Genomic DNA, 12,490 nt, shown 5'->3' with positions numbered 1-12,490 from the left:
TTATTTTGTTTCGCGATGCAAAGTAACTTTTCTTTCACGTGGGCAATATTTTTTCTTTTCCAAACGGTCTGGATTATTGCGTTTGTTTTTACTTGTTAAATAATTGCGTTCTTTGCATGAAGTGCATTCTAATGTAATGTTTACACGCATGACATTTCCCTCCTATAAATAACTAGATACTCCATTTTTTTGGACTTAACTATCATATCATGTTTGTAGGTAAAATTCTAGAATTTTAGATAAAAATGTTAAGTAAGTTTGCTTGACGCAAAATTTTGTATATCTGTATCTATTTGAACATGGTAGAATAGAAACATATTGTCTTAAACAAGTAGAATAATTTTGAGATATTGGAGTGGAAACAATGGATAAAAGCATACTACGACAAGAAGGAAAAAAACAATTAGAAGAGTTAGCTAAACATATAGATAAGAAACGAAAAAAGGAACAACAAATTACCACACTTTTGTTCCATTCTAAATTATGGAAAGAGGCTCAAACAATTGGGATGGTCCGCGCGCAGTCGTTTGAACTCAATACTGAACCTATTATGAAAAAAGCTTTAAGTCAGGGGAAAAAAATAGTAGTACCTAAAACCTTACCTGAACGTCAGTTAAATTTTTATGAAGTAGATGAAAATACAACTTATCAGTTATCTGATTTTGGGATTGAAGAGCCTATGAATAACTTAGTTATAGCAAAAAAAGATATTGATTTAATATTGGTTCCTGGATTGATATTTTCGAAGAAAGGCTATCGTATTGGTTTTGGTAAAGGTTACTATGATCGTTTTTTGGAAGATTTTTCTGGCAAAACGTGTGGTTTGGCCTTTTCTGAACAGCTAAATGATGATTGGCAAGCAGAAGAGTTTGACCAAGCAGTGACGCGCATTTATACTGACACTCTTGAAGGGAGTTATGTCTATGAATAATATTCAACTTCGTCGGTGGCTTAATCAACCGATTATTACCTACTTCTTTTTGGGCATACAGATATTGGTGTTTATCATTTCCTATCTTTTTCCCGGGCTAATTGAATCACAAGGTGCGATGTTTGGTCCCTTTGTAGTGTATTATTCGCAATATTGGCGATTTATCACGCCTATATTTATACATTACGGGTTAATGCATTTTGCTGTAAATTCAATTGTGCTATATTTTATGGGGCAGCGCTTAGAAGCTATGTATGGCCATATGCGTTACTTTTTCATTTATCTTCTCAGTGGAGCTGCAGGAAACTTGTTAAGCTTTGCTTTTAATTCACCAGGGGTACAATCGGCCGGTTCCAGCACAGCACTATTTGGTTTATTTGGTGCTTTTGTTGTTTTAGGTGTGCACTACAAAAATAATTATGCCATCCAAGTTCTAGTACGGCAATTTACTTTATTCATTGGAATTAGTTTGCTTTTTAGTCTATTTGATCGTTCGATAGACATTTGGGGACACGTTGGAGGTTTACTTGGCGGCGCGTTGTTGGGTAACTTATTTGGTTTACCCCAACGCTTACGTGATTATTCAATCCATGTTCGCATAATTTCGGGTATTGCGCTAGTATTTTTACTAGGCTTTTGTTTGTTCTATGGTTTTAAAAAATATCAATTACTAGTATAATATTTAGGAAGTGTATATATGGATAGTTTATATGACGTGCAACAATTATTAAAACGTTTTGGCATATTTGTATATGTAGGCAAGCGGATCTATGATATCGAACTGATGAGTATTGAACTCAAAAAGCTCTTTGAAGCACGACTGATAGATCAAGAAACTTACCTAAAAGCTAGAAATATATTAATAAGAGAACATCGAATTGAAGAAAGCTGGGGGGGTAATTGAATGGCTGAAGAAAAAATTATGGGAATCGATTTAGGTGGTACGACTGTCAAATTTGCTATTTTGACAACTGAAGGTGAGATTCAGCAAAAATGGAGTATTCAAACGAACACTTTAGATGAAGGTTCGCATATTGTTCCTGATATTATTGCATCAATTAATTATCATTTGAATTTATATGATATGCAGCCTAAAGATTTTATTGGTATTGGTATGGGGACACCAGGTAGTGTTGACCGAAAAAAAGGAACAGTTATTGGTGCTTATAATTTAAACTGGAAGACAACTCAACCTGTCAAAGAACAAATTGAAAAAGAAACAGGAATTTCTTTTACACTAGATAATGATGCTAATGTTGCAGCGCTAGGTGAACGCTGGAAAGGAGCTGGTGATAATGAGCCCGATGTGGTTTTTATAACATTAGGAACTGGCGTTGGTGGCGGTATCGTTATGGAAGGTGAACTTTTACATGGAATTGCTGGATGTGCTGGTGAAATTGGGCATATTACCGTAGATCCTGATGGTTTTGAGTGTACTTGTGGTAAAAAAGGTTGTCTTGAAACTATTGCTAGTGCTACAGGAATTGTGCGGATTGCGCGTAAATTAGCTGAAGAGTATGCTGGTACTTCTGTATTAAAACAACGGTTGGATAATGGCGAAGAAATTACAAGTAAAGACATTTTTGAATTAGCCGAAGAAGATGACCGGTTAGCAATGATGGTTGTAGATCATATTTGTTATTATTTAGGTTTAGCATGTGGTAATATCGGTAATCTGTTAAATCCGTCTTCTTTAATACTTGGCGGTGGAGTATCTGCTGCCGGTGAATTTTTGCGTACAAAAGTGGTAAACTATTTTAAAGAATTTACATTTCCACAAGTAAGAGAAAGTACAAGAATTAAATTAGCACAGTTAGGTAACGATGCTGGAATTATTGGCGCGGCTTCGTTAGCTTTGAAACTAAAAGATTAGAAAGGTGACAGAACATGAATTTTTTGCAAACTTTGACGCTTATTTTAGCTGCTATATTAATTGCTATGGGGATTAATTGGTTATATTTTTATATACAAGGAAAGCGTTCAGCAAAGGTCATTGATCAAGAGACATTTCGTCAAGGAATGAGAAAGGCGCAAGTCATTGACGTTCGTGAGAAAAAAGAATTTGACGGCAACCATATTCTAGGTGCCAGAAATATTCCTTATACTTTGTTGAATAATTCAATAGGATCTATTCGTAAAGATCAACCAGTTTATTTATATGATACTGGAAAAACACTAAGCGTACGAGCTGCGAATAAATTACGTAAGAATGGCTATAAAGATATCTACATCTTAAAAGAAGGATTTAACGGCTGGGAAGGTAAGAAAAAGTCTAAGAAAGTAACCTAAAAAAAATAAGACCTTATGTATATCGAACTTTTCAATTGCTTTAAAAAGTTCATACATAAGGTCTTATCTTTTTTATCTAGCAAAACTTTTACGACGTGCTTTTTTGCGATTTTCATCAATCATCGCTTCTTTTTCTTCGATTGGTTCAATCACTTGTTTTTTTACTGATTGTACTAAACAAGCAGTTGCGGCAGTAGTCGCTAAAGAACCTACAATAAATCCAAGAGTAAACTTCTTCATTATTTTTCACCTCATTTATTTATCTTATCTTTATTATGAATGAAATGACTAGATTTGAAAAGAGATATACTTATATTTGTTAAAGAAACTTTTGTCTTTTAGTTTTATTATAATAAAAGACTGTTTCAAAATTTAGTTAACAGAATTCAATATGAAAGCATTTTAATAATAAATTGAAATTATTTACTAAATGTTTTATAATAGTTTTACTAAAAAATTATTTCTAAGGCTTAGTTTAAAGTAATTTATGTATTTATTTTAAAGGAGCGAAAAATATGGAAAACAAAGTAAAAAAAGTATTTTCTGAAATTTTTGATCATCCGGCACAAGGGACTTACTTTGCCCCAGGCAGGGTAAACTTAATTGGTGAACATACAGATTATAATGGCGGTTATGTATTTCCAGTACCAATTACGCTAGGTACATATGCTGCAGTTAGAAAACGTGAGGATCGTTTAGTTCGACTCTATTCGGAAAATTTTTCTGAAAAGGGAATAATTGAGTTTACCTTAGGAGATTTAACTTATAAAGAAATAGATGATTGGGCAAACTATCCTAAAGGCATGCTATTTTTCTTAAAAGAAGCAGGTTTTTCTATTAATTCAGGTTTAGATATTGCTTTTTATGGCAATATACCTAATAGTGCTGGACTTTCTTCTTCAGCTTCAATTGAATTGTTAATGGGTGTTATCCTACAAGATTTATTTGAGTTATCTATTACTACACTCGATTTAGTCAAGTTAGGACAAAAAACAGAGAATCAATTTATTGGAGTAAATTCAGGTATTATGGATCAGTTTGCTGTAGGGATGGGACAGTCAGATCATGCTTTATTGCTAGATACTAATACCTTGGATTATGAAGTGGTTCCAGCTGAATTTGGGGAATATGTCATTGCAATTATGAATACGAATAAATCACGAAAATTAGCAGATTCAAAATATAACGAGCGCCGTAAAGAATGCGAACAAGCTTTACAATATTTACAAAAGGAATTATCGATTCAATCATTAGGAGAACTGGAAAACAAAGACCTTGTGGCCAATGCAGCTTTGATTGAAGATGAGATATTATTTAAGCGTGCAAAACATGCAGTGACAGAAAATGAACGAACCAAAAAAGCAAAAATAGCCTTAGAAAAAGGGGACCTGGTTGAGTTTGGAGAATTGTTGAATGCTTCTCATACTTCGTTACAAAATGACTATGAAGTGACAGGAAAAGAACTGGATACGCTAGTGTTTGTGGCGCAACAACATCCTGCTGTCTTAGGGGCGCGAATGACTGGTGCTGGTTTTGGGGGTTGTGCCATTGCTCTGGTGAAAAAAACATTCTGGCAAGACTTTGTAAAAGATGTTTCTCAGACATATTTGGATAATATTGGATACGCAACCGATATTTATCAAGCGAGTATTGATGATGGCGCTAGAAAGCTATAAAATGAAACAGATAATATTTATAGAAAATGACCAATTTAAGGAGAGAATCGTATGACAATTTTAGTATTAGGCGGCGCGGGTTATATTGGCTCGCACGCCGTTGATCAGTTAATTAACCAGGAGTATAAAGTGGCTGTTATTGATAATTTATTAACAGGACATCAAGCTGCAATTCACCCTGAAGCTCACTTTTATCAAGGAGATATCCGCGATAAAGCTTTTGTCAGCGAAGTATTTGCAAAAGAAGATATTGAAGGAGTCATTCATTTTGCTGCTAGTTCTTTGGTAGGTGAATCTGTAGAAGATCCGTTAAAATATTTTAATAATAATGTTTCAGGAACTGAAATAGTATTAGAAGTTATGCAAGAATTTAATGTGAAAAATATTGTCTTTTCTTCAACAGCAGCAACTTATGGAGAACCAGAAGAAGATCCGATTACTGAAGAAACCCCAGCTAATCCTAAAAATCCTTACGGAGAAAGTAAATTAATGATGGAAAAAATGATGCGCTGGTGTGATGAAGCCTATGGAATAAAATTTGTTGCCTTGCGTTATTTTAACGTTGCTGGAGCTAAAAAAGATGCTTCTATCGGAGAAGATCATCGACCAGAGACGCACTTGATTCCTATTATTTTAGAAGTAGCTTTAGGACAAAGAGAGCAATTAGCCATTTTTGGTGATGACTATGACACTGCAGATGGAACTTGTGTGAGAGATTATGTCCATGTAGAAGATTTGATAGCAGCTCACATTTTAGCTTTGGAATACTTAAGAGCGGGAAATCCAAGTAATATCTTTAACCTAGGAAGTAATTCAGGTTATTCTGTAAAACAAATGCTAGAAGCGGCTAGAGAAGTAACAAACAAACAAATTCCGGCTAAAGTGGCCCCTAGACGTGCAGGTGATCCTGCTACTTTAGTTGCTGCTAGTGACAAAGCTAAAAGAATTTTAGGTTGGCAGCCACAATATACTAGTGTGAAAAAAATTATCGAAACTGCTTGGAATTGGCATGTAAATCATGCAAATGGATATGAAGAGGAGGAAGCGGAATGATCAGTCAAACAATTTCCGACTTTACAACCTTAGCTATTGCATCCGGTGGTTGGATGGAAATGGATCGCATCTATTTACAAAATCGTATTTTGGGTATGATTGGTGAAACGGAATTTGAAGAAGCTGAGAATCGTTTATCCTATAAAACCTCGACACAATTAATGGACGAGTTAGTCGAAGTAGCTAAAAATAACCATATAGTTGGGGAATCACTTTCGGAACAAGAAATCTTTGCCTCGCAATTAATGGATTTTTTAACGCCACCACCGTCAGTTGTGAATGCCTTTTTTGCACAATACTATGCCAAAGATCCTAAAGAGGCTACGGATTATTTTTACGATTTGTGTAAAACGAATGACTATGTAAAAACTCGTGCGATAGCTAAAAATATTGATTTTCCAGTAGAAACGGAGTACGGCAGCTTAGAAATCACTATTAATTTATCCAAACCTGAAAAAGATCCTAAACAAATTGCTTTAGAGAAAAATACGGAACAAGGGAACTATCCTCAGTGTCAATTATGTATGGAAAATGAAGGCTATAAAGGTCGCTCTAATTTTCCTGCCAGGGCTAATCATCGGATTATCCGGATGAATTTAGATGGAGAATCTTGGGGTTTTCAATATTCTCCTTATGCTTATTATAATGAACATTGTATTGTTTTGTCCGAAAAACATCGCCCGATGGAAATTACGAAACAGACCTTTGACCGATTGTTAAAAATTATTGAAGTATTACCTCATTATTTTATGGGTTCTAACGCTGATTTACCGATTGTAGGAGGTTCAATCCTCTCTCATGATCATTATCAAGGCGGCCGTCATACTTTTGCCATGGATAAAGCACCGATTGAATTTTCTTTTTCTTTAAATAAATTTCCTGATGTTACTGCTGGTGTTGTAAAGTGGCCGATGTCTGTGATTCGTTTGCAAAGTAAAAATAAAGCAGAACTGGCAAGAGCTGCTCATGAAATTTTTGCCAAGTGGGCGGTATATTCAGATGAACAATTAGATATCTCTGCTTATTCACAAGACGGTACACTACATCATACGGTAACACCTATTGCTAGAAAAAAAGATGATTTTTTTGAAATGGATATTGTATTGCGGGATAACAATGTTTCAAAAGAACATCCTGATGGTATTTTCCATCCACATAAAGATGTTCAACATATTAAAAAAGAAAATATTGGTTTAATTGAAGTGATGGGATTAGCTATACTACCGCCACGTTTGAAAACTGAACTAGAAGAAGTAGAAAAATATTTATTAGAAGAAGAAAATAAAATGGCTTCTTATCATAAAAAGTGGGCTGATTCTATTAAAATGAATCATCAGTTAACAAAGGAAAATGTCAATGAAGTCATTCAAAAAGAGCTTGGTCAAGTATTCAAACGGGTATTAGAAGATGCCGGTGTATTCAAAAGAGATGAACAAGGGCAAGCAGGTTTTAAACGTTTTATCGATACTCGTCTTATTAACTAATTTGGATGTTATCTACTCGAGGAGGAGGAACTTTGGCAACTATTAAAGATATAGCAGATAAAGCAGGAGTTTCTCCTGCTACAGTTTCACGAGTTTTAAATTATGATCCTCAGTTATCTGTAGGAGAATCTACGAAAAAAGAAATTTTTGAAGTGGCTGAAAGTTTAAACTATACAAAATATAAGCAAAAACAAAACGCACAACTAACGATACGCTTAGTACAGTGGTATAACAAGGAAGAGGAATTAGAAGACTTGTACTATTTAGCGATTCGCTTGGGAATTGAAAAAAAAGCAGAAGAATCAAATGTTCAATTGCTTAAAGAACCACTAGAGCAGTTATCTGAGACGAATGTACAAGCGACGATTGCACTGGGAAAATTTGACCAAAATCAAGTAAAGGAACTAGAAAAACATTCTGAAACATTGTTATTTGTAGATTCCACTGGAACAATTTCGGGACATAATGCGATTGTGATTGATTTTGAGCAAGGCGTCGAATTAGCCATTGATCATTTTATCCGTGAAAGGCACCAAAAGATTGGTATTCTTTCAGGAATTGAATATACTAAAGAAAGCCAACAACAGGTTAAGGATATTCGGTTGAAATTTTTTAAGGAACAATTGCAACAACTAAAAATGTATCAAGAAAAGTATCATGTTGAAGGTAGTTTTACTGTTGCGGGTGGTTATCAAGCGATGAAAGACTACTTGGTCTCAACACAGGATATACCAACAGCTTTATTTGTCTCTAGTGATGCATTAGCTATAGGGGCGATGCGTGCTATCAATGAACGAGGGCTTTTAGTTCCAGATGATATTTCGCTGATCGCATTTAACGATTTGAGCGTATCGAAATATGTGAATCCAGCGCTTTCTACTATCCGCGTTTATACAGAATGGATAGGAGAACTAGCGATAACGACTATGCTAGAACTAGCCAAAGAAACAGCGCCAGTTGCTCGTAAAATTACAGTTGAGACTGAATTGATATTACGAGAATCAACGATGATGGAACAGAAATGAACGAAAAACACCTAGTGATCGCACAATGATTACTAGGTATTTTTAAGAAAAAATAATAGCATAGTTTGAAACTTTTTTATGTAGTGTTATGAGGTGAAATAGGTGGACACAAATGAAATAAAAAGACGAATGAATTCTGGAGAAATTTATTATGAGAATGCAGAGATTGAAGAGGAAAGCTTAAAATACAGTATGATTCTTCATTCTTTCAATCAATTAGAACCAGAGAAATCACAGAAAAGAAGAGAATACCTGGAAAAACTATTTGGTGAAATCGGGGCAAATACCTATATTGAACAACCGCTTCACGCGAATTGGGGGAAAAATACATTTCTAGGAGATAATGTCTATGCTAATTTCAACCTAACATTAGTTGACGACACTCGGATCGAAATTCATGATGATACAATGATTGGTCCTAATGTAACAATCATCACAGGTACTCATCCTCTTGATTCTTCATTAAGAAGAAATAATGCGCAATACAATTTACCAGTAACAATAGAAGAAAATGTTTGGATCGGTGCAGGCGCTATTATACTGCCTGGGACTCATATAGGGAAAAACTCTATCATCGGTGCGGCTAGTTTGGTTACCCAAAACATTCCGGAAAATGTCTTAGCTTATGGATCTCCCTGCAAAGTAATAAAGACAATTAACTAATTAATCGAAAATCATGACAAAATAAAAACCGTAATAAGTTAGTAATAGCGTTAATAAGCAAATTTGATAAATTTTGTTTATTAGCGCTATTTTTAAGTAAAAACTATTCGATACTAGTGACTACATTTTTAAAGAACCCTCGCTTATCCCAGCAATAAAGTATTTTTGTAAAGAAATGAAGAGGAGAATCACTGGAATAATCGCCAATAATAAGCCGGTTAATGCTAGTTCCCACTGCGTGGTGAATTCACCGAAAAATGAATATAATTCTAACGGTAATGTACGCATTCCCTGCTGATTAACCACTAATGAAGGTAATAGATAGTCGTTCCATATTTTCATTCCATTTAAAATAATAACAGTTACAGTGGTAGGTTTTAAAATGGGTAAGATTACGCGAAAGAAAATACTTATACGATTTGCGCCGTCAATGTTTGCTGCATCATCCAAATCCGTTGAAATACTACGCATAGCGCCGTAATAAAGATAAACCGATAAACTGACCGAAAAGCCAATATTCATGATAGTTAAGCCTGTACGGTTCAATAAATTGATTTGTCCAAAAAGGTTGATTAAAGGAATCATGATCGCTTGAAAGGGGATCAACATTGTAACCCCACAAAAGTAGTAAATGAAGGTGCTTAATTTTGAGTCGCGACGATGCAATACATAAGCCGCCATGGCGCTAAATAATACTGTTAAACCTACACTAGCCACAGTGATAATCACTGAATTGCCAAAACCTGATACATAATTCATAGCCTGAAATGCATTGGGGTAGTTAGCAAGTGTGATTTCTTCAGGTAAACCAATAACGTTAGACAAAATCTCGGTACGTGTTTTAAATGAATTAATGAAAATTAAAAAGAAAGGATATAACCAACTAAGTGATAATACGATAGCTAAAATAATAACTAGTAATTTATTGAAATCGAGTTGTTTTTTCATATATCCATCTCTCGCTTTCTAGTTAAATTCAATTGAATCACTGTTACGATCGTTACAATAATAAAGAATATTACACCCTTTGCTTGGGCATATCCTTGGCTATATTCTTGAAAAGCTGTGTTATAAATGTTCATTGCTAACATTTCTGTGGAACCAAAAGGCCCACCATTTGTTAAAGTTAAGTTTAAGTCGTAAAGTCGAAAAGCATTTGTTAATGTTAAAATAGACTAATAGTAAAAGCGGGAGCTACTGTCGGAAATTTGATATACCAAAACATTTGCCAAGCATTGGCACCATCCATTTTGGCTGAATCAAGTACGGTTTGACTAATTGAAGTTAAAAATGAAATATAAATCAGCATGACATAGCCGCTCATTTGCCATACAAAGACAATGACTAGTGCCCAAAAGCCAGAAACGCTAGTTGCTAGCCAGTTGTCAAAAAAAGGGATACCAGTTGTACTTCCAATAGCAGAAAAAGCTTGGATGAAAATAAATTGCCAGATAAATCCTAAAATGACACCACCGATTAAATTAGGAACAAAGAAAGTGGTTCGTAAAAAGGTGGCAAATTTCCCCTGAATCGTTGTTACTAATAAGCCAAGACCTAGTCCGATAATGTTGACTAAAATAACTGAAAAAATCGAAAACCAAAAGGTAATATTCATACTCTCTAAAAAGCGTTGATCGCTAAATAACTGTTTATAGTTTGTCAGGCCAATAAAGGACATCGTTAAGCCATTAGAATTGGTAAATGAGGTATAAATACCGTAAATAAATGGCAGAACGATAACGAGAAATAAAGTAATTAACACGGGTGCTAAAAAAAGCCAATAAGTTTTTTTCATGTGCTTGTAATGGTTCATTGACATCATCTCCTGCAAAAATAATGAGTTAATCAACAGTTTGCACTTGTCTCATTTGTTTGAAATCAGCTGAGGTTCGCTTTGTTAATTCTTCCCAGGAAAGCTGACCGGCGAGATATTTTTGGAAATTAGGCGCTAAGGAGGCTCGTAAAAAACCATAAGGCTCTTGTTTGTAAGTCATAGGCGCAGCTGTATCGTCTAAAACTTCTTGATATAATTGGCGAGAGACTGGTGCAGAAATGTCATCAATATCCACATCTTTTGTCGGCGGAACTAATTGAAATTCGTCAGAGACGATTTCTTTTCCTTTTTCGCTTGTATATAAGAAATTCAAAAATTCAACCGCTGCTTGTGTTTCATCTTTAGATTTTGTTTTGTTAATACCGATCACCCAATTGGAACCAGCGACATTTCTTCCTGGTAAGTCATCATCAGCAAACACCGGTAAAATCCCTAATTTTTCTTGGACGAAGGAAGGGTCCATATCATCTAAAGCAGGAACAATCCAATTTCCCTGATGAATCATAGCGACTTCATCATTAAAAAATAAATCTTCTACAGAATGGGGATTAGTCATGGTAACTACTGGTTGTACGGTGTGTTGATTGATTAAATCGGTATATTCTTTCATACGATCGCCATTTTTCCAATTTAGTTCTTTGGCGTTAAAGGCGACATTGTTGTCATCGTCAAATTCCGAAGCTGCAAAGTTGGCAAAAAAATGGTTAGCTACATTTTCGTCTTCTCCTTCATAAGCAAATACTTCAGCTAAGCCCAGTTCTTCTTTTTTATCATCCAATGTCTCAACAACTTGCTTGAAATCAGCAAAATTCTGTATTTTTTTTTGGATCAATACCAGCTTTAGCAAAAATTTCTTTATTATACATAAAACCAAAACCTTCAATACCCATAGGTAATGCTAAAATCTCATCATCTAACGTTCCAGCTCCTAGAAGTTGTGGGAGCATTTCGTCTGTAAGTTTGAGATCGCTCATTTCAAGTAGATAATCTTTGTAAAAATCAATATCTGGTAAACCACCCAACATCATCATTGTGGGAGCATTCCCTGAGGTAAACTTTGACAATAATGCAGCACCACCATCTCTTGAGGTTACAGTAGTAATGGTGACTTTTACATTAGGATGCTCTTTTTCAAAAGACTTACCAGCATGGCGCAACCCTTCAGCAATTTCTGATTTTTGATTAAAAAATTCAATCTCTACTTTCTGCTTATCCTCGGAACGATTGAAAAAACTAAAACCACTTAAAAATAAAAAAATGAGACTGATAAAGATACTGAATAAAAATTTTTTCTTTTGTCTCATATTATTTTCCGCCTTTCTTTTTTTATAAGACTTTTTAACAAGCCAGGGTTACTAAATAAGAAAACTGATAAATTAAAAACAATGAGTTTATAATATAATTGTAAGGCCATCTTCTAATTAAACGCTAATGAATGCGCTTTATATTTAATTGAAAAATAACATATAAGTTTTGAAAAAGCCACTAAAACAGTTTCTGTTAATATATTAAAATTGCATTATGGAGAAATTGTT

General features: G+C 34.6%; 15 protein-coding genes and 1 pseudogene. 10 read left to right on the top strand and 6 right to left on the bottom strand.

Annotated features, from left to right (window positions below; genetic code table 11):
• Entirely contained in the window at positions 1-150 is a 150-nt protein-coding gene (rpmG, locus tag C7K42_RS04780) for a 50S ribosomal protein L33 (protein ID WP_010753318.1), read from the bottom strand.
• Between the two features lie 214 nt (positions 151-364).
• Between rpmG and C7K42_RS04775 the strand changes: the two genes are divergently transcribed.
• Genes C7K42_RS04775 through C7K42_RS04755 form a run of 5 tightly spaced genes read left to right on the top strand, consistent with a single transcriptional unit; the run spans position 365 to position 3,220 of the window.
• Entirely contained in the window at positions 365-931 is a 567-nt protein-coding gene (locus tag C7K42_RS04775) for a 5-formyltetrahydrofolate cyclo-ligase (protein WP_103083435.1), read from the top strand.
• The gene (locus tag C7K42_RS04770) at positions 924-1,610 is read left to right on the top strand and encodes a rhomboid family intramembrane serine protease (RefSeq protein ID WP_103083436.1); all 687 of its coding nucleotides are present in this window, start codon (positions 924-926) and stop codon (positions 1,608-1,610) included. The genes C7K42_RS04775 and C7K42_RS04770 overlap by 8 nt, the downstream gene beginning before the upstream one ends.
• An 18-nt stretch (positions 1,611-1,628) precedes the next feature.
• A complete protein-coding gene (locus C7K42_RS04765; RefSeq protein WP_103083437.1) occupies positions 1,629-1,835 on the top strand; it encodes a YqgQ family protein in 207 nt (68 codons plus the stop codon).
• A complete protein-coding gene (locus C7K42_RS04760) occupies positions 1,836-2,804 on the top strand; it encodes an ROK family glucokinase (protein WP_103083438.1) in 969 nt (322 codons plus the stop codon).
• A 14-nt stretch (positions 2,805-2,818) separates the two neighbouring features.
• The gene (locus C7K42_RS04755; protein WP_014125354.1) at positions 2,819-3,220 is read left to right on the top strand and encodes a rhodanese-like domain-containing protein; all 402 of its coding nucleotides are present in this window, start codon (positions 2,819-2,821) and stop codon (positions 3,218-3,220) included.
• Positions 3,221-3,292: 72 nt separating this feature from the next.
• On the opposite strand, the gene C7K42_RS04750 is transcribed toward C7K42_RS04755, so the two are convergent.
• The gene (locus tag C7K42_RS04750; protein WP_014125353.1) at positions 3,293-3,460 is read right to left on the bottom strand and encodes a DUF3042 family protein; all 168 of its coding nucleotides are present in this window, start codon (positions 3,458-3,460) and stop codon (positions 3,293-3,295) included.
• A 275-nt stretch (positions 3,461-3,735) separates the two neighbouring features.
• Here C7K42_RS04750 and C7K42_RS04745 point away from each other — a divergent pair, with 275 nt between their 5' ends.
• The 5 genes from C7K42_RS04745 (at position 3,736) to C7K42_RS04725 (ending at position 9,121) form a co-directional block, all read left to right on the top strand.
• Positions 3,736-4,896 (top strand): galactokinase, encoded by a 1,161-nt coding sequence (locus C7K42_RS04745; protein ID WP_103097117.1) that lies wholly within the window; start codon positions 3,736-3,738, stop codon positions 4,894-4,896.
• Between the two features lie 51 nt (positions 4,897-4,947).
• The gene (gene galE, locus C7K42_RS04740) at positions 4,948-5,949 is read left to right on the top strand and encodes a UDP-glucose 4-epimerase GalE (RefSeq protein WP_014125351.1); all 1,002 of its coding nucleotides are present in this window, start codon (positions 4,948-4,950) and stop codon (positions 5,947-5,949) included.
• Positions 5,946-7,433, top strand: coding sequence for a UDP-glucose--hexose-1-phosphate uridylyltransferase (gene galT, locus C7K42_RS04735; protein ID WP_103083439.1), 1,488 nt, complete (start codon positions 5,946-5,948; stop codon positions 7,431-7,433). The genes galE and galT overlap by 4 nt, the downstream gene beginning before the upstream one ends.
• A 32-nt stretch (positions 7,434-7,465) precedes the next feature.
• A complete protein-coding gene (locus C7K42_RS04730; RefSeq protein ID WP_103083440.1) occupies positions 7,466-8,458 on the top strand; it encodes a LacI family DNA-binding transcriptional regulator in 993 nt (330 codons plus the stop codon).
• Positions 8,459-8,560: 102 nt separating this feature from the next.
• Positions 8,561-9,121, top strand: coding sequence for a sugar O-acetyltransferase (locus C7K42_RS04725; RefSeq protein WP_103083441.1), 561 nt, complete (start codon positions 8,561-8,563; stop codon positions 9,119-9,121).
• 120 nt (positions 9,122-9,241) lie between these two features.
• Here C7K42_RS04725 and C7K42_RS04720 read toward each other — a convergent pair whose 3' ends face one another.
• From C7K42_RS04720 to C7K42_RS13280, 4 genes and pseudogenes are all read right to left on the bottom strand, one after another.
• Entirely contained in the window at positions 9,242-10,069 is an 828-nt protein-coding gene (locus C7K42_RS04720) for a carbohydrate ABC transporter permease (RefSeq protein WP_014125344.1), read from the bottom strand.
• A pseudogene (locus C7K42_RS04715) lies at positions 10,066-10,934 on the bottom strand (carbohydrate ABC transporter permease). The gene C7K42_RS04720 and the pseudogene C7K42_RS04715 overlap by 4 nt, the downstream one beginning before the upstream one ends.
• Positions 10,935-10,962: 28 nt before the next feature.
• Positions 10,963-11,733, bottom strand: a complete 771-nt coding sequence (locus C7K42_RS13285) for an ABC transporter substrate-binding protein (RefSeq protein WP_232510094.1) — start codon at positions 11,731-11,733, stop codon at positions 10,963-10,965.
• A 22-nt stretch (positions 11,734-11,755) separates the two neighbouring features.
• Positions 11,756-12,259: an ABC transporter substrate-binding protein gene (locus tag C7K42_RS13280; protein ID WP_014125341.1), complete on the bottom strand. Its 504-nt coding sequence runs from the start codon at positions 12,257-12,259 to the stop codon at positions 11,756-11,758.
• Positions 12,260-12,490 lie beyond the last annotated feature (231 nt).

The organism is Tetragenococcus halophilus subsp. halophilus DSM 20339 (genome assembly GCF_003841405.1).
GTDB classification, from domain to species: Bacteria; Bacillota; Bacilli; order Lactobacillales; family Enterococcaceae; genus Tetragenococcus; species Tetragenococcus halophilus.
The sequence above is the reverse complement of the archived record's forward strand: the minus strand, read 5'-3'. Positions and strand labels throughout refer to the sequence as shown.

What these genes read in the sequence shown, in the direction of transcription:
- C7K42_RS04745 (WP_103097117.1), top strand. Translation starts at nt 3,736, where the DNA reads ATGGAAAACAAAGTAAAAAAAGTATTTTCTGAAATTTTTGATCATCCG.
- galE (WP_014125351.1), top strand. Translation starts at nt 4,948, where the DNA reads ATGACAATTTTAGTATTAGGCGGCGCGGGTTATATTGGCTCGCACGCC.
- C7K42_RS04770 (WP_103083436.1), top strand. Translation starts at nt 924, where the DNA reads ATGAATAATATTCAACTTCGTCGGTGGCTTAATCAACCGATTATTACC.
- C7K42_RS13280 (WP_014125341.1), bottom strand. Translation starts at nt 12,259, where the DNA reads ATGAGACAAAAGAAAAAATTTTTATTCAGTATCTTTATCAGTCTCATT.
- C7K42_RS04765 (WP_103083437.1), top strand. Translation starts at nt 1,629, where the DNA reads ATGGATAGTTTATATGACGTGCAACAATTATTAAAACGTTTTGGCATA.
- galT (WP_103083439.1), top strand. Translation starts at nt 5,946, where the DNA reads ATGATCAGTCAAACAATTTCCGACTTTACAACCTTAGCTATTGCATCC.
- rpmG (WP_010753318.1), bottom strand. Translation starts at nt 150, where the DNA reads ATGCGTGTAAACATTACATTAGAATGCACTTCATGCAAAGAACGCAAT.
- C7K42_RS04755 (WP_014125354.1), top strand. Translation starts at nt 2,819, where the DNA reads ATGAATTTTTTGCAAACTTTGACGCTTATTTTAGCTGCTATATTAATT.
- C7K42_RS04775 (WP_103083435.1), top strand. Translation starts at nt 365, where the DNA reads ATGGATAAAAGCATACTACGACAAGAAGGAAAAAAACAATTAGAAGAG.
- C7K42_RS04760 (WP_103083438.1), top strand. Translation starts at nt 1,836, where the DNA reads ATGGCTGAAGAAAAAATTATGGGAATCGATTTAGGTGGTACGACTGTC.
- C7K42_RS04720 (WP_014125344.1), bottom strand. Translation starts at nt 10,069, where the DNA reads ATGAAAAAACAACTCGATTTCAATAAATTACTAGTTATTATTTTAGCT.
- C7K42_RS04750 (WP_014125353.1), bottom strand. Translation starts at nt 3,460, where the DNA reads ATGAAGAAGTTTACTCTTGGATTTATTGTAGGTTCTTTAGCGACTACT.